Here is a 15,003-nt window from a genome sequence, read left to right as displayed (position 1 = left end):
CTCACTTACGTGCACCACGTTCACAAAAAAGGGAGGACATAGTATGAAAAAAGTGGTGGTTATCCTATTTAGTTTATTTTCATTAACCGCATGTCAGGTTCCTACAGCTGAAACGCTTGAAGATCCTTATCCACCCGCTATAAAAATAATAGCCGAAGGTAAAGAAGCCATCATCAAGCCTTTATTTTTTTGCTGGACCGAATGTGAAGCTGATTTTGGCGAACGAAAAAATTTTAGACAAATTGTTATGAAAGATAGTATTCCCGTCTCTCAAGATGGTCAAGTGTCCATTGAAATAGATGGTAAAGAACCTAATGCGCTTTATTACAAACAAATTCGCAATCAGTCTATTTATGAAAACACAGTAGAAAAAAAAGACATCGAAAAAACATCTGCTATTACAGTAGCTTCTGCCTCTCACAGTAACAGTGATCGGTATATACTCGTAGCGGACTGGAAAGATAACAACGGTGAAAAGTTAATCGGGCGCGTCTACTATACTCCAGTAAAATTTGAAACGCCATAGATATGGCTCTCTATGCTGTAATAGAGAGCCATATGTTTAACTAATAGAATTAAGCGCCTGTGCAAGAGAAGAAGTAGTCTTGACCTGTTCAAATGAAAGCCCTAAGCGAATTGCAGTTTGAGAAATTTCCGGTCGAATTCCAGATAAAATTGTTTGCACCCCGATTAAACGAAGAGCTTTTACCAAATTAAAAATCTCTTGTGCCATCATCGTGTCAATCGTAGCTACACCGAGCAGGTCAATACATAAATGTTCAACGTCTTTTTCTGAGCATTGCTGAAGCGTGTTTTCTAAAATAAACTGACTTTTAACCGTTCCAATATCTCCTACCAGAGGCAGAAGGGCAACTTTGTTTTGCAGCATGATCACAGGAGAACTTAATTCATTAATTAACTCTTTCTGAGCGTTCAACTGTTCTTGCGTATTCTTATGATATTCTTGAATAAAGATATAAATAGATAGATCAAATGCTTTAACAATAATGTCATACCACATAAATATCTTATCCACGCTTACCTCTTCTGAATGCAAAGAGACAAACTTCTTTAAGTAATTAACGACAATTTTTTGTGAATTAAAGTATTCTCGAATAACAAAGTGAAGAGGCGTACTTAAATGCTTTGGATCACGCGCAAGTTCGACGGACCACTGCTGGAAATCGGAAAAAAAATATTCCTCATCTTTTATAAATACGTCAAATAAATGCTGGAAATAATCTTGATTTTGCTGCTTCAGTTCTTTCACAATTACTGGATTTTTACTCGAATACACGGAGAACTCGTTTTCATCGTCGAGCTGATTGTACCAGTCTTCAGTTAATTGAAGAGAATGTTCTTTTAAAAAATGATATAGGTCCTGATTTCTATGCATGAAGACTCTCCTTACATATGTATAGTCTAATTATTTTATAAATAAAGGCATAAAAGCATCCCCTGATCTAGAGTGAGGATGCTTATAAATAAATCCATTATGAAGCGCATTTATTTTCCTATACGCCTTGTTTTCCCTAACTGTATAATTCCAAACCCAATTTATTAAAAAATAAACATTTTTTAACTAGCCTATTCATACATTTTACCTATTTTTCATAAAGAACCACTTCTTGTGCTTATAGCTTTAGCTTCGGTAAGGCATCTTTAATGCTTTGATAGACTAAAATAAAGGACATATCATCTTCTATAGTGCTCATATGTATGGCCATGTTAGGAGAAATTCCTGTTAAAACGAGCTGAGTTCCCATTAGCTTCAGCCAATTGTAAATATTAAGAATATCACGGCCGAATGAATCGTTAAATCCAGCTAACCCTGAGACGTCTAAGATTAAGTAACGATCTTTGCTGCTTGTGTTACGCGAGGTGAAGCTATTAAATAGCATTTCTATACGCCGCTCATTTAAAGTTCCGATTAATGGCAGAACAGAGATTCCTTCTTCTATTGGCACAATAGGAGTGGATAGTCTTTCCACTTCTTCTAAAGCTTGCTGAAGCTGTTCCTGGGCTGTAATCTCTATTGTTACGTCTTTTTGAACACCAATAAAGTAGTATTTATCTTCTTCCTCTACATATGTCGGGTCAATCGTTAGCTGATTATGAAAGAAAGAGCCGTCTTTTCGGTAATTCACAAGCGTAACAGAAACTGACTGATTGCGGCTTATAGCGCTGCGAATTTCATCAACGTGGTGCGGGCTTGTAAGAGGCCCTTGTAGAAAACGGCAATTTTCCCCTAATACTTCTTCTTCCTTATAGCCGGTCATAAGGGAAAACCCTTGGTTGAGGTAAATAATTGGATTATCAGGTAAAGAAGGATCCGTCACGATAATACCAGATTGCGAACTATGAAGGGCTTTATTTAAAATGGACCATTTTGAATCTTGAGCTTCAGGTGTAGTCAATGCATTCCCTCATTCCTTGGAATTTTTATAAAAATATTGTGACATAAACACGTTTAAAAAACAATTTTCGACGCGTTTGCTTCTAGAGAAAGAATGAAGATAAGGAAAAATATGTTATAATAGTTTTGGGGGGCAAAGGGAGTGTGAACAAATGTGATAACTATCAATTTATTTAACGTTAGTTTCTTTGTGATGGCGCTAGTAGGCTTTATTCTCATTTTTTGTTTGCGTATAAAGTTCAAGCGACCACTGTCATTCTTTAAATGGTCTTTTTTGTTCGGAACGGTGCTGCTGTCGCTAAGCGTATACTTGTTTATGGCGACCAGCCAATATATTCATTTGATATGCAATACAATCGGCTCAGTTATGACAGCGCTCTATCTTATCAGTATTATAGTGGGAGCAGAAGAGTCATAAATACATATGTTTGAAAGTCTATTAAAAGTGGAAAATAAGTAGCGATGCTTAAAAGAGAAAGAAACGAACTTACATTCTGTGAGCCGAAATAATGAAAACTGGAAAAATACCTCGGTAAAAAATGCCGAGGTATTTTTCATAAATAAAAGGGAAAGGAGAATATTTAGAGAAATACTAGTCATACTTTACTGAGTGTAGTAAAATAAAAAGTTATTATTCTATTTTTAGGTTGTTGCTATTGGCAACATGTGTTAGTCTAAAAGTGGTATACATTTTAGGCGATCTTGAAAAAGAGAGACGAGAAGCTTTTATTCAAGTTTCTTAAAAGCTTGACGTTTACTGAGGTGAAACAATGAAATCTCAAGTACAAAAATTTGTAGGCTATTTATTAGCTGGTGATCAAGACAGCGCTTGGGAAGTTGTGCTGGAAGAAATCCAACAGGGAAAGAACAGCCTAGATATTTATGAAAATTTAATTACAACCGCAATGCGAGTAACTGGAGATATGTGGGAAGAAAATATCATTTCTGTAGCTGATGAGCATGTTGCAACTACGACGTGTGATTATGTGCTAACTCGCTATCGCTTTTATAAAAAAATTCAGGGACACGCTTCAGACACCGCTCCAAGGGCACTGCTTCTATGCTTGGAACAAGAACAGCACTTCATTGGTTTAAAGATGGTGGCTTTATTGTTTGAGGAACATGGTTGGAATACTCGCTTTTTAGGGGCCAATCTACCTCTGGAATACGCTGAGAAAATGGCTATAGAATGGAAGCCGCACATGGTAGGATTATCTGTCAGCATTCCTTATCATATTGAGAGGCTTGCTGAATATACCAAAACTTTGGACAAATTAGAACCAAGACCAACAGTAATGGTAGGAGGGCGCTTAGTTTCTCAAATTGATTTCCGTTCTTACTGTTCTGAGCATACACGCCTAATTCCGGATCTTTACCAACTAAATAACTGGTTAATCAGTTATCACAAAGGAGTGGAAGTTAATGTCGATGCTTGAATATGTTCCAATTCCTTACTTTCTAGTGGATACTGAATTTAATATTTTGGAATGGTCGCAACAATCAGGTCATTTATTTAAGCCTTCAGCTAATTTTTTAGATCTTGTAGATGTATTTAGTCAAGAAAAGGCGAGAAAGTTTTTAAGCTTGCGCCAAAAAGATTCTCGAGAATTGTCTGTAGACGAACCCCATGATGAGCAAACGCTTGTCCAAAGCCGAGGCCAGGCTATTCAGAAAGTAGAGCTTGTGATGCAAACCAATGATTCGCCGTATTCACTGTTTGAATGCTTAATTCAATGGGATAGTGATATAGGTCATTTAGTTTGTATTCGCCAAGATGAACGTATACAAGAGCTAACAAATCTTGTTCAAGACCATCGGAAACGATTAGCAGATACAGATTTTGAACTGCTTGAACAAAAAGAACGTCTCGAAAAATCATTACAAAAAATTAAGCAATTGTCCGCTTCTTTTATTAAATTATCCTCTAAAGTAGGGCTTATACCTCTTTTTGGAGACTTAGACACAGCTCTTGTAGCTGAAAATACGTCCATTTTGCAAAACTTTGCACATGAAGGAAATTACACCACACTTCTATTTGACTTTGGGGGCCTAGATATATTAACAACCGAAGGAATTCAAGCTTTTGCAGGCTTTATGCAGTCCTTCTATCTTATGGGGATCACATGCTATATTATTGGCATGAAACCGCACCATACGGCTGCTTTGAAAAATAGAACGTTTGGTGAACAAATTATTTATATGAATAACCTGAGTGAAATTATTGCTGTGAATAAAAATGTGAGTTAAAAGGGTGGAGGAGAAGAAAGAATAACTTTCTTCTCCTCTTTCTGTATACACTTCTCTTCTTATAATTAAACATCTATTAAAGAATCTTTTTATATTTCAGCTGAAAGAATGACGTTAAGACGTTGAAGCCCTGTGTCGTTTTTAATTAACGGTCTTCAAATGTTTTACGGGGGAATATTTCTACTCGTGCTATCTTTATGTACAGAGCAGATTCATGTTTCGACTATTATGCCTCGAAACGCAGTATGGTCTATTGTATATTTAATTTTTGTTGGTTCAATTGCTGGACACGGCTTATATTATTGGCTAATCGCCCAAACAAATCCGGTTTTTCCATCTACTTGGTTGTATGTATCTCCTTTAATCGCCGTGTTAATCGGCTATGTAGTCTTAAATGAAGCTATCACGCCTTCTATTATTGGCGGAGGTCTTCTTATTTTAATAGGAGTATTTATGGCCAATCGTGAAGCTTTGGGAGTATATTTTAAAAAAGGTGTGCTATTCAAAAAGCAGCTGTAAAACAAGTCTCCATTCGCTGACTTGTTTTTAGTTGATCGCAAGACAAAAAAGATTGAAGAAAGATATAAAAGATGACTAAAAGCCTCTTCCTAATGAAAGAAGAGGCTTTTTTGTTAAGAGTTTGCTGACATCGTATGAGACGGCAAAATGATGTCTTGGTCTACTAGGAAGGATAAAAGTTCTCGTGTAGCATATGACATATAGCGATCTTTTTTCAAAATGATGCCGAGCTCCCACATTGGAGTAGGTGCGGCAATTGGAATACTTTTAATAAAAGGATTATTGATTTTTGGAAACACGGACTTTGGTAAAATGGCAATACCTAATTCAGAAGCGACTAGTTCAATAATCAAATCCCATTGAGAACTTTCGTACGCTATTTTTGGATGAAAACCCGCTTGAATGCACTCATGAATAATGCGATCATGAAGAGAGAAATCTTTGCTGAACAGGACAAACGGCTCTTCTCTAAGCTCGCTCAAAGCAACGATTGATTTAGCTGCCAGCGGATGCTCATGATGAATGTATAAATTAAACTCTTCTTCAATAAACGGATAGACGTGAAAAAGAGGGTTTTGAATAGGCAATACGATAATACCAAGGTCTACTTGTTCGTTTTCTACAAGTTCGACAATTCGCTTTGCGCCAAGCTCCACAAGCTCCAATTTCACCTGAGGATGTTTTGATGTAAAGTTTTTTGCGATCATTGGAAAAACAACAGTCCCTACTAAAGGAGGAATCCCTACTTTAATATCTCCTGTAGGGAGATTTCGTAAATCATCTAACAGAGCATGCAGCTCGTGAAGAGTGGATACCAGCTTTTGGCTTTGCCCATATACAATCTGTCCTGCATCGGTTAATGTCAGCTTTCGAGTAGAGCGATCAAAAAGGTCTACGCCGAGTTCTTCTTCTAGTTTTTTTACAATTTTACTTAATGCTGGCTGAGACAAGTGAATTGCAGCTGCTGCTTTCGTGAAACTTTTTTGATTAACTACTTCCATGAAATGTTGCAGTTCTCGAATATCCATAAATTCTCCTCACTAGTATTCTTAGTTTTCATACTATTTATTCTATTTATCTATTTTACTTATGATTCAAATAAATGTAAACTCTTACATAAGGAAGTGAATAGTGATTCATCCAAAAATAGCACATCAAATTCCTCTAAATACGTTAGAAACCCGCATATTTGTAAGCGTTAACAAAAAAGTACCCTCGAAGAAAATCCTAAAAAAATATTTTTTTCTCCCGTAAAACAAAGCCGCGAGCGCAGAAATAACACGTGTTGAAATGTTCATTTTGTATACTGTTCTGACAATTAAGAAAGAGGAATAAAATGGTATAGTGCACCACTAAGGTGAGTCTATTCATTCTGCAAACGAGCCGTACATAAAAAAAAGGGCCGGTTTGTTAAAAATAATTGGGGGAGTGGTTGAGATGACATATGTTAAAGGACTAGAAGGAATCGTTGCAGCTGAAACAAAAGTAGGGCATGTTGATGGAGAGAAAGGTCAGCTGATTTATCGCGGATATTGGGCAAAAGATTTGGCGATCAATTATTCTTTTGAAGAAGTTTCTTATTTAATTTGGAACGGCACGCTGCCAAATCATGATGAGTTAAAAGCATTTAAACAAAAAATGGTGACTCATCGTACGCTTCCGGCTAATATTGTTGCGTTAATGGACTGTTTGCCAAAAGATACAGAAGTGATGAGCGCGCTTCGCACGTGTATCTCAGCTTTAGGAGACCCTTCATACAGCTGGCCTCCGACAAAAGAGCAGGCGCTTGCCATTACAGCAGTCACACCTACTATTATTGCCTATTGGTATCGTAAAATGAATGATTTAGAAGTAGTAGAGCCTAACGAGCATTTGGATCATGTAGCAAACTATTTATACATGATTAACGGGGAAATTCCAGATCAAAGTTTGGTTACTGCGCTGAACGCATATTTTGTTTTGACAATTGAGCATGGAATGAACGCCTCAACCTTCTCATCACGCGTTATTTCATCTACCGAATCTGACATGGTTTCAGCTATTTGCGGAGCAATCGGCGCGATGAAAGGTCCGCTTCACGGAGGAGCTCCTTCTGGTGTTATTAACATGTTTGATGAAATTGGAAGTGAAGAGAATATTGAGCCTTGGGTTCGTAAAAAATTAGATAATAAAGAGAAAATCATGGGATTTGGTCATCGCGTTTATCGTACACATGACCCGAGAGCAGAAGCATTAAAAGAAGTATCGAAACAAATTTCAGGAGACAACGGGCTATTTGATTTAATTGTTAAAATTGAAGATAAAACAATTGAATTACTAAATGAATACAAGCCGGGAAGAGGCATTTATACCAACGTAGAATATTTCGCTGCAGCGGTTATGAAAGCGGTTGAGCTTCCGTCTGAACTATTCACTCCGACCTTCACAGCAAGCCGTGTGGTTGGTTGGACAGCTCATGTCGTAGAACAGTCAGAAAATAATCGTATTTACCGACCTCAGTCTGCTTATATCGGTTATACGCCAGTTGAGCAAAATCAATAATAAACCGGATTTCACATAAAAAACGTCGGTAGATCCGACGTTTTTTTCATATGGTTAAATATATTCTTTTTGAGAATAAAATCGCTTTAATAAATAGAATAATCCGACTGCTAGGCATAAACTTGCTGCAGCTAAGCTAGAGGTAATCATGGCGTGTTCACCTTCGGTAGGGGTATGTGAAAGTTTATAGCTGCTGTAGCATAAAAGAGCTGTGATACATAAACAGCAGGAGCTAATTAATCCATACCGCTTTTTGAAGCCAATAATAGATAGTAATACAATCAAATAAATCCCGCTCACCATCATCATAATTGGAAACTGAGGGTGGAATTTAATTGTATATAACAAATAATCGATGTGAGAATAGTGATGAACCGCCGAGGACTTTGTTAGCCCTCCGGTCAAACTAGCTGATAAAGGTCCTTCAAGCATCGAAGAGCCGTTATACCAAGTAGCGACTGAGGAAAGTAAAAAAACAAAACAACTTGCAAATAGCTGCGTCATGCATTTTATTGACACGTATAGAAAGCTCCTCTCAATAACCATCTTTTGTTAATACAAGTCCGAAAATTATTATAGCAGGTTTTGAAAGTAAAAAAAGCACTATTGGAATGGTTTCATAAAACGTTCATATTTCAAAAGGTTTGTTTTTTCAAAAGAAAGGGAAAAAAGGTGAAACGGAAGATATGAATAGAGGAGAGAGAAAGATGAAGGCAGCAGTGATTTTGAATCCAAACGCAGGAAACAAGAAATTAGTAAATGAAATTGACTTTATATGTGATCGGTTAAACACTGCATTTGAGACGGTTACGTTATATAAAACAGAGCAACCTGGAGATGGTGCCGATCTGGTAAGAAAATTGGAAGGCAAAGCGGATGTCATTATTGGAGCAGGAGGAGACGGGACGATTTATGAGTTGATCAACGCTCTTGCTCCGCTGAAGCAACGCCCTGTATTTGCTATTTTACCCGGAGGAACGTGCAACGACTTTTCGCGTGCAATCGGAATGAATCAAAATCCTTTAAAAGCAGTGGAGCAAATTATTGAAAAGCAGACGGAAGCAGTGGATGTTGGAAAACATGGCGAAGATTATTTTTTAAACTTTTGGGGAATCGGTCTCGTAGCTGATGTATCTGAAAATATTTTAGAAGAAAATAAAGAGAAATTTGGTAAGCTCTCTTACTACATGAGCGTAGGTAGAACGTTAAATCAAGCAGAGCCTTTTCAATTAAAAATGACGAGCGAAAAAGCTTCCTATGAAGGAGAAGCAGTTATGGTGTTAATTGGGAACGGTCCTTTTTTAGGAGGAACTCGCGCTATGCTAGGAAACAGCTCATTTCAAGACGGATTATTAGATGTATTCGTTATTAAAGAAATGGGAATCGAGCCGGTTATGGCATGGTTACAAACAACTCCTGATGAGGAACAGCTTGACCCTGAAAGCAACCTTATGCATTTTCGGACAAAAGAAGTCCATATTGAAACCACTCCTGAAAAAACGGTAGATTGTGATGGAGAAAAAGAAACGACAACACCTTCAACGATTACGGTTCTCCACAATCACATAAATATGATAGTAGGAAACAAATAAAAAAAACGCTGAAACTTCAAGCGTTTTTTTTATGAAGACAGCCATCGCGGAGAAGTGAAGAGCATAATCATTATGCTGCTCATCGTAATAACAAGCATGGAGTAGCAAAAAGCTGTAAATCCGATAATATGTAAGCCCACTATCATAATCGTACTGTCTAAGATAAAAATGGTTATTCCTATATTAATTTTCCATTTTTTTGATACAATAATAGCGATTAAATCTAGACCGTCCGAACTGATGCCGTAGCGAAGCATCAGTCCTATTCCCATTCCTACGAGTGTGCCTCCAAGCAATGAGCTAAAGAGCAAAGGAAGCTCCAGCGTGCCTTCGAGAATAGACAGCCATTCTGTCATAAAAAAAGAAACAAACAAACCTATACTTCCATAAAAAAAGTTTTGGCGATGACGAAAAAAAGCATATAAATAGACAGGTACGTTCAAAAAGAAAATGGACATTCCGATAGGAGTTCCAAACACATAATATACGATAAGCCCAAATCCTATAAGTCCACCGTCTAGTAAGTGATACGGAGCAATAAACCCGTTTAGCCCTAGTCCAATTAATAAGCTGCCACAGCAAATCGAAACCACTCTCGAAAAAATATTCCTCACCCTATACGTTAAATTTTAATAGGAGTACTCGTCCATCTATGTATATGGCAAGCTTAGGTGATTTAGAAGTGGAGAAGACGAAAAAAGAAAATTATGTAAAAAGTATTGATTCTATAACTCTGATATTCTATAGTTAATCTAACTTCGTTTTCACGACAATTTCTTGATTTTTTACGATACTGTTTAACTGTTTGTATTTTTTAATATATAAAAAAGTTGTGTTCTGTAAAAAGCATACGATTGTAATAAGTCGATAAAAGCAAGCCGCTATATAAAGGGGTTGATTACGTGTAGGATTCTCTTTCTTTTCAGTCATACTAAAAAGAAAGAGGGATTGTCGTGAAAAATCGTTCCGTACTTTTTTTATGGTTTGGTCAAAGCCAAGCTAATTTAGCAGATGTATTATATATTGTTGCGTTAATCAGCATTCTTTACGCTCAAAATAGTTCTCCTGTGCTGCTTTCATGCATTCCGTTTACCATTACGGCTGCTAAGTTTTTGAGCAGTTTTACGGTGCCTTTTCTTATAGATCGCTACAGAGCTAAGCGTATTCTTGTGGTGTCTCAGCTGTTAAAAACCAGTGTTTTGTCTATGTTTTTCTTGTGGCATATGTCGCTTATCAGCATGCTGTGCTGTGTGGCGCTTATTGCTTTTTTCGATGGGTGGGCAGCTCCGGTTCAAAGCTCTATGCTTCCTCATTTAGTAGATAAAGAGAAGCTGTTAAAATGGAACAGTATGTTTAATGTCACGGATCAAACGATTCAAATTGCAGCTTATCCGCTTGGAAGCTTTCTGATTATTAGCTGGGATGCTACCGGCCTTTTATGGCTGTCATTTTCGTTATTTAGTTTGTCACTCGTATTCATGCAGGCCATTCGCATGAACGTTCATTCTTCTAAAACAAAGCAAAAACAAGGGTTAAAAGAGGGATGGAAGCTAATTTGGCATTATCCGCGCCTGCGGGTTTTATTAGTCATGGAGGTTTTAGAAGGGATGGCTGCCGGCGTTTGGGCATCAGCTATTGTCTACGTGTTTGTGAAAGAAATATTAAATAAAAATGAAGCTTGGTGGGGATATATTAACAGCAGTTTTTTTGTTGGAACGGTTCTTGGTGGTTTCGTTTTGCTGAAGATTTCAGTTGAGCAAGAGAGAAGTCTTTATCATATCGTAATACTAGGCAGTCTTTTTTCAGGTTTCTTTACATTATTGTTCGGAGTGATATCTGTGCCGTTTCTTTCCCTTTTACTTAGTTTTACTATTGGCATTGCCCTTCAAATAAGCGCTACGTGTTCTTACACGCTTATACAAACGGCCGTTCCTTTAGAAAAGCTTCCTAAGGTGCTTTCCGCTACGCTGAGCGTTTCATATGTGACGTTTGGACTTTCGGTGCTGCTGCTTGGCGCTGTTGCTTCGCTAAATGTGACGGCGGCGTTTCTAACGGCAGGAGGACTGATTGTAATCAGCGGCTGCGTAGGTTTATTCTTACGAAATTATGCGCTTGCTAACTAAAAAAGGTTGCTGTTTGCAACCTTTTTTAAAACAGCGTATTTTCTCTCCTCAAACATAAGCCGTATAAGGTTGTTTGCTTTAAATATCCCCTTGTGTAAAAGTAGGGAGCTTTTCACGAAAACGAAAGGAAAAAAAGTATAGCTATCGAATTATGTTAAGAGCGTTGAGCTAAAAGGAGTGATTAAATGGTTGTCATTCGACAGGCGGTTGAAACTGATCGAGAGCGACTGGCTACGTTAATGCAAGAATATATAGTGAAATTCTGCGAGCAGCCTGACCCTTCCCGGAAAGCTTTAACTTTACATATTAAGCGTCTATTGAATAATCCTTCCTACGGTATCCAGTTTGTTGCTGAATTGGAAGGGAAACTAGTAGGTTTTGCGACGGTGTACGTATCGTGGAGCACCCATTATTTTAAAGAAACAGGCGTCTTAAAAGATTTGTACGTATCTCCTTTAAACAGAGGAAATAAAATTGGTGAACGTTTGTTTAAGATTTGCCTTGCCTATTCTCAAAAGTATGAGTTTGCAGGAATGACCGCTGAGTGCAGCAGTGAAAATAAAGTTGCTCAAAACCTTTATCAAAAAATGAACGGTAAAGAAAATGCAGGGGTTCAATACCGTTTTTTTTAAGAGAAGTACAGCTTTTACTTTTAAGACTTCTACTAAATGGCAAAAATATGTTATAGTATGAAAAGTGAAATTGATGAAAATGTCGGTGGGCTATATGTTAGATGATGGTATGAATAGTAGGGGGAAGTTGGACTAGCTGTTTGAAAGGCGGCCATCCTATTTTTAGTATAGCCGCAAGGAAGGAGCAGGACCTTGAAAAAAAATCCAATCTTAAACGCGTGGAAAATAGTAACTGCGACGAGCGGTTTTTTACTTGCGCTGTTTATCTTTAAAGTCCGAAAAGGAAGATAACCATATAAAAAAAGCTCCTCGATTGAGGAGCTTTTTATTATTTAGTAATAGGAAACGTCAAGGGAGTCACTGTTGATAAAGAATCTCGGTAAGAATGATAGGTGAAATAATGACGTGTTGGACTATAAATAGTCATGTAAAGTAAATAATCATATTTCGTTTCCATATAGAAAAAAACGCCGTCTTCGTGGAGTGCATAGAAAGAGTACGAAATCCCGAGCAGCGTTTGCTTTTGTACGCTTGCGCTTGGATTTTCTTTAATCCATTCATACAGTTCAAAAACACTCACTCCTGGTGAAGATTGCAGCGTATGTACTTTGTCATATAACTTATCAGATACATCCGAAACTGACTGTTTTAATTGGTTAAATAAGTTGGACATTTGTTCTTTCATTGTGGTGATCTCCTTTACGGGTAGTCAGCTATTAGCATGCTCAGAGAAATTCACGCTTATGTATAGTTAGTGAATGGCTGATTTGAATTTGCCGCCCTGCGCTTCTTGGGTATCCATAATGGTTGTAAATGCCTGTGGATCAATTTCAGAAATAATGGTTTTAAGCTTGGTAATTTCTAAACGCGTCACAACTACGTATATGACTTCTTTTTCTGTACCTTCAAATCCGCCTTTACCATACAGTTTCGTCACGCCGCGGCCTAGACGATGCGTAATAGCGTCTGATAGCTCTTCATAGTGATTTGACACAATAAAAGCTGCTTTTGTTTCATCAAGCCCTTGAATGATCGCATCGATTGTCTTAGACGCAATATAGTACGTAAGGATCGAGTACATGGCCTGTTCCCAACCTAGCACGAACCCTGCCCAAGCGAAAATGAAGATATTTAAAAACATCACAAATTCACCCACAGAAAACGGGATTTTTTTTGTTAATAAAATACCTAAAATCTCAGTTCCATCTAACGCTCCACCGTGACGAATGACCGTTCCTACACCTGCTCCTAAAAGGAGCCCGCCAAATACGGTAGCAAGAAGCGGTTCAGATGTTACAGCTGGAACATGGTGCAATTGAGATTCTACAATGGATAAAGCAACAACTGCAAACATAGATGAAAAGCAGAAGCTACGACCAATTTGTTTGTATCCACTATATAAAAAAGGGAGATTAAAGATGATGATAAGTAGACTGAACGGCAATTTCGTTAAGTAAACTAAAATTAGAGAAATACCGATAATACCGCCGTCAATTACGGAATTTGGGACTAAAAATAATTCGATAGAAACGGCAGCCAAGGAAGCTCCAATTAACATCATAATGTAGCGATAAATGAGCCGACCTGCCTTTTCCTTTTTGTGCTGTTTCGTTGTCATAAAATCTTTCCTTTCAACATACTGCCTATACGCAACTCTTACTAGTATAACTAAGTCTTGGGAACTCTATCCAATTATCTACTTTAAAAAAGACTAGCCAGAATAAACAAAATCCTGTTAAATTAAACGGTAGACATTTGCTGAAATAAAGGAGCTGTACATATGATAAACGTTTATATTCCACCGCTTCAAACAAGCGCTGGCGAAAAAGCGGCACGCTATATTGATACATTAACCAAACCGATAGGAAGCCTTGGAAGGCTCGAAGAAATAGCAGTTGAATTAGCGGCCATGACAGGGGAAGCTTTTCCGACAGTCACGCCGCCAGGAGTCCTCGTTTTTGCAGGCGATCATGGAATTGTAAAAGAAGGAGTTTCAGCTTATCCTCAAGACGTAACGGCACAAATGGCGCTAAATTTTTTGCAGGGAGGAGCAGCTATTAACGTGTTTAGCGGGCAAATAGATGCCCAGTTCAAACTGATTGACATCGGCATTGCTTCTGACCTTTCCCACAAGGACCTTGTACAACGCAAAGTGAAGCTGGGAACAGCAAGTTTTTATAAAGAAGACGCGATGACGCGCAGTGAGGCAGAATTGGCTGTTCAAGTCGGATATGAAGAAGCTGAAGAGCTTATTGCCCAAGGAATTAAATGTTTGATTGTGGGAGAAATGGGCATCGGAAACACTACGTCAAGCACGGCTATTTTAGCTGTATTGACAGGAGAAAAAGTCTCTAAGCTTGCAGGAATGGGCACAGGGATTTCTGACGAACAACTGCGCCACAAAGTGAAGGTAATTGAAGAAGCTCTGCAAAACAGGCACATCAACCCTCAGGATCCGATTGATATTATCAGTAAAATAGGGGGGCTTGAAATTGCAGGGATGACAGGTGCTATGCTGGCGGCAGCTGCTCACCGTATTCCTATTTTAGTAGACGGTTTTATTTGTACAGTTGCAGCTCTTCTAGCGACAGAAATCAATACACAAGCAAGAGACTATATGTTTGCTAGTCACGAATCTGTTGAACAAGGTCATGCGTGTGCAATGAAGCTTCTTGGCAAGAAACCGCTTCTCAACCTCAATCTTCGGTTAGGTGAAGGAAGTGGAGCTGCTGTTACATTTCCGCTGCTGCACTCGGCTTCGCTGATGATTGCTAATATGGCTACGTTTCAATCTGCGGGAGTGTCTGAGAAAGAATAAACTTAGAAAAAAATAAACCTAAAAAAGACATGGGAACATGATATGCTCCCCTAAAGGTAGACAGATGAAATAAAAAATCTGTTTCCTTTGGGGGAGTATTTTTATATGGCTAAAA

At 38.0% G+C, this 15,003-nt stretch carries 17 protein-coding genes and 1 pseudogene; 10 read left to right on the top strand and 8 right to left on the bottom strand.

Annotated elements, in window-relative coordinates; genetic code table 11:
- Nucleotides 1-43: 43 nt before the first annotated feature.
- Nucleotides 44-526: a hypothetical protein gene (locus WKH56_RS21625; RefSeq protein WP_048018974.1), complete on the top strand. Its 483-nt coding sequence runs from the start codon at nucleotides 44-46 to the stop codon at nucleotides 524-526.
- 36 nt (nucleotides 527-562) lie between these two features.
- On the opposite strand, the gene WKH56_RS21620 is transcribed toward WKH56_RS21625, so the two are convergent.
- The gene (locus tag WKH56_RS21620) at nucleotides 563-1,396 is read right to left on the bottom strand and encodes an STAS domain-containing protein (RefSeq protein ID WP_048018975.1); all 834 of its coding nucleotides are present in this window, start codon (nucleotides 1,394-1,396) and stop codon (nucleotides 563-565) included.
- Between the two features lie 238 nt (nucleotides 1,397-1,634).
- Complete coding sequence (gene ytvA, locus WKH56_RS21615) at nucleotides 1,635-2,417, bottom strand: YtvA family blue-light photoreceptor (protein ID WP_048018976.1); 783 nt, start codon at nucleotides 2,415-2,417, stop codon at nucleotides 1,635-1,637.
- A gap of 153 nt (nucleotides 2,418-2,570) precedes the next feature.
- On the opposite strand from ytvA, the gene WKH56_RS21610 reads away from it, so the two are divergent.
- The 4 genes and pseudogenes from WKH56_RS21610 to WKH56_RS21595 all read left to right on the top strand — a co-directional run.
- Nucleotides 2,571-2,834, top strand: a complete 264-nt coding sequence (locus WKH56_RS21610; protein WP_080754501.1) for a hypothetical protein — start codon at nucleotides 2,571-2,573, stop codon at nucleotides 2,832-2,834.
- A 352-nt stretch (nucleotides 2,835-3,186) separates the two neighbouring features.
- Nucleotides 3,187-3,852 (top strand): cobalamin B12-binding domain-containing protein, encoded by a 666-nt coding sequence (locus WKH56_RS21605; protein WP_048018977.1) that lies wholly within the window; start codon nucleotides 3,187-3,189, stop codon nucleotides 3,850-3,852.
- Complete coding sequence (locus WKH56_RS21600) at nucleotides 3,839-4,663, top strand: STAS domain-containing protein (RefSeq protein ID WP_029714452.1); 825 nt, start codon at nucleotides 3,839-3,841, stop codon at nucleotides 4,661-4,663. Before WKH56_RS21605 ends, WKH56_RS21600 begins: the two co-directional genes overlap by 14 nt.
- 138 nt (nucleotides 4,664-4,801) lie before the next feature.
- Nucleotides 4,802-5,182 (top strand): annotated as a pseudogene (locus WKH56_RS21595) (EamA family transporter); the annotation flags it as partial.
- A gap of 113 nt (nucleotides 5,183-5,295) precedes the next feature.
- Here WKH56_RS21595 and WKH56_RS21590 read toward each other — a convergent pair.
- On the bottom strand, nucleotides 5,296-6,210 hold the full coding sequence (locus WKH56_RS21590) for a LysR family transcriptional regulator (protein ID WP_013083830.1): 915 nt from the start codon (nucleotides 6,208-6,210) through the stop codon (nucleotides 5,296-5,298).
- A gap of 409 nt (nucleotides 6,211-6,619) precedes the next feature.
- Between WKH56_RS21590 and WKH56_RS21585 the strand changes: the two genes are divergently transcribed.
- On the top strand, nucleotides 6,620-7,723 hold the full coding sequence (locus tag WKH56_RS21585; protein WP_255901469.1) for a citrate synthase/methylcitrate synthase: 1,104 nt from the start codon (nucleotides 6,620-6,622) through the stop codon (nucleotides 7,721-7,723).
- A 54-nt stretch (nucleotides 7,724-7,777) separates the two neighbouring features.
- Here WKH56_RS21585 and WKH56_RS21580 read toward each other — a convergent pair whose 3' ends face one another.
- Nucleotides 7,778-8,242 carry a DUF4306 domain-containing protein gene (locus tag WKH56_RS21580; RefSeq protein WP_223260182.1) on the bottom strand — a complete coding sequence of 155 codons (465 nt, stop codon included), beginning with the start codon at nucleotides 8,240-8,242 and terminating at the stop codon, nucleotides 7,778-7,780.
- A 188-nt stretch (nucleotides 8,243-8,430) separates the two neighbouring features.
- On the opposite strand from WKH56_RS21580, the gene WKH56_RS21575 reads away from it, so the two are divergent.
- Nucleotides 8,431-9,315, top strand: a complete 885-nt coding sequence (locus WKH56_RS21575; RefSeq protein WP_048018979.1) for a diacylglycerol/lipid kinase family protein — start codon at nucleotides 8,431-8,433, stop codon at nucleotides 9,313-9,315.
- 29 nt (nucleotides 9,316-9,344) lie between these two features.
- On the opposite strand, the gene WKH56_RS21570 is transcribed toward WKH56_RS21575, so the two are convergent.
- On the bottom strand, nucleotides 9,345-9,908 hold the full coding sequence (locus WKH56_RS21570; RefSeq protein ID WP_033580595.1) for a YitT family protein: 564 nt from the start codon (nucleotides 9,906-9,908) through the stop codon (nucleotides 9,345-9,347).
- Between the two features lie 154 nt (nucleotides 9,909-10,062).
- Nucleotides 10,063-10,245 carry a hypothetical protein gene (locus WKH56_RS21565; protein ID WP_155404585.1) on the bottom strand — a complete coding sequence of 61 codons (183 nt, stop codon included), beginning with the start codon at nucleotides 10,243-10,245 and terminating at the stop codon, nucleotides 10,063-10,065.
- Nucleotides 10,246-10,268: 23 nt separating this feature from the next.
- Between WKH56_RS21565 and WKH56_RS21560 the strand changes: the two genes are divergently transcribed.
- Together WKH56_RS21560 and WKH56_RS21555 are read left to right on the top strand one after the other, a co-directional pair.
- Complete coding sequence (locus WKH56_RS21560; protein WP_310883931.1) at nucleotides 10,269-11,438, top strand: MFS transporter; 1,170 nt, start codon at nucleotides 10,269-10,271, stop codon at nucleotides 11,436-11,438.
- A 185-nt stretch (nucleotides 11,439-11,623) separates the two neighbouring features.
- The gene (locus tag WKH56_RS21555; protein WP_033580597.1) at nucleotides 11,624-12,070 is read left to right on the top strand and encodes a GNAT family N-acetyltransferase; all 447 of its coding nucleotides are present in this window, start codon (nucleotides 11,624-11,626) and stop codon (nucleotides 12,068-12,070) included.
- A gap of 328 nt (nucleotides 12,071-12,398) precedes the next feature.
- Here WKH56_RS21555 and WKH56_RS21550 read toward each other — a convergent pair whose 3' ends face one another.
- The gene (locus WKH56_RS21550) at nucleotides 12,399-12,755 is read right to left on the bottom strand and encodes a hypothetical protein (RefSeq protein ID WP_033580598.1); all 357 of its coding nucleotides are present in this window, start codon (nucleotides 12,753-12,755) and stop codon (nucleotides 12,399-12,401) included.
- A gap of 66 nt (nucleotides 12,756-12,821) precedes the next feature.
- Nucleotides 12,822-13,688, bottom strand: a complete 867-nt coding sequence (locus WKH56_RS21545) for a YitT family protein (RefSeq protein ID WP_033580599.1) — start codon at nucleotides 13,686-13,688, stop codon at nucleotides 12,822-12,824.
- Nucleotides 13,689-13,850: 162 nt separating this feature from the next.
- Here WKH56_RS21545 and cobT point away from each other — a divergent pair, with 162 nt between their 5' ends.
- A complete protein-coding gene (gene cobT / locus WKH56_RS21540; RefSeq protein WP_033580600.1) occupies nucleotides 13,851-14,888 on the top strand; it encodes a nicotinate-nucleotide--dimethylbenzimidazole phosphoribosyltransferase in 1,038 nt (345 codons plus the stop codon).
- Nucleotides 14,889-15,003 lie beyond the last annotated feature (115 nt).

The sequence above is a fragment of the Priestia sp. SB1 genome, from assembly GCF_038898415.1.
This window is presented reverse-complemented; position numbering and strand designations above follow the sequence as displayed.

Coding starts and splice junctions, on each gene's coding strand:
- WKH56_RS21625 (WP_048018974.1), top strand. CDS start 44: ATGAAAAAAGTGGTGGTTATCCTATTTAGTTTATTTTCATTAACCGCA.
- WKH56_RS21620 (WP_048018975.1), bottom strand. CDS start 1,396: ATGCATAGAAATCAGGACCTATATCATTTTTTAAAAGAACATTCTCTT.
- WKH56_RS21605 (WP_048018977.1), top strand. CDS start 3,187: ATGAAATCTCAAGTACAAAAATTTGTAGGCTATTTATTAGCTGGTGAT.
- WKH56_RS21600 (WP_029714452.1), top strand. CDS start 3,839: ATGTCGATGCTTGAATATGTTCCAATTCCTTACTTTCTAGTGGATACT.
- WKH56_RS21590 (WP_013083830.1), bottom strand. CDS start 6,210: ATGGATATTCGAGAACTGCAACATTTCATGGAAGTAGTTAATCAAAAA.
- WKH56_RS21585 (WP_255901469.1), top strand. CDS start 6,620: ATGACATATGTTAAAGGACTAGAAGGAATCGTTGCAGCTGAAACAAAA.
- WKH56_RS21575 (WP_048018979.1), top strand. CDS start 8,431: ATGAAGGCAGCAGTGATTTTGAATCCAAACGCAGGAAACAAGAAATTA.
- WKH56_RS21565 (WP_155404585.1), bottom strand. CDS start 10,245: ATGACTGAAAAGAAAGAGAATCCTACACGTAATCAACCCCTTTATATA.
- WKH56_RS21555 (WP_033580597.1), top strand. CDS start 11,624: ATGGTTGTCATTCGACAGGCGGTTGAAACTGATCGAGAGCGACTGGCT.
- WKH56_RS21550 (WP_033580598.1), bottom strand. CDS start 12,755: ATGAAAGAACAAATGTCCAACTTATTTAACCAATTAAAACAGTCAGTT.
- WKH56_RS21545 (WP_033580599.1), bottom strand. CDS start 13,688: ATGACAACGAAACAGCACAAAAAGGAAAAGGCAGGTCGGCTCATTTAT.
- cobT (WP_033580600.1), top strand. CDS start 13,851: ATGATAAACGTTTATATTCCACCGCTTCAAACAAGCGCTGGCGAAAAA.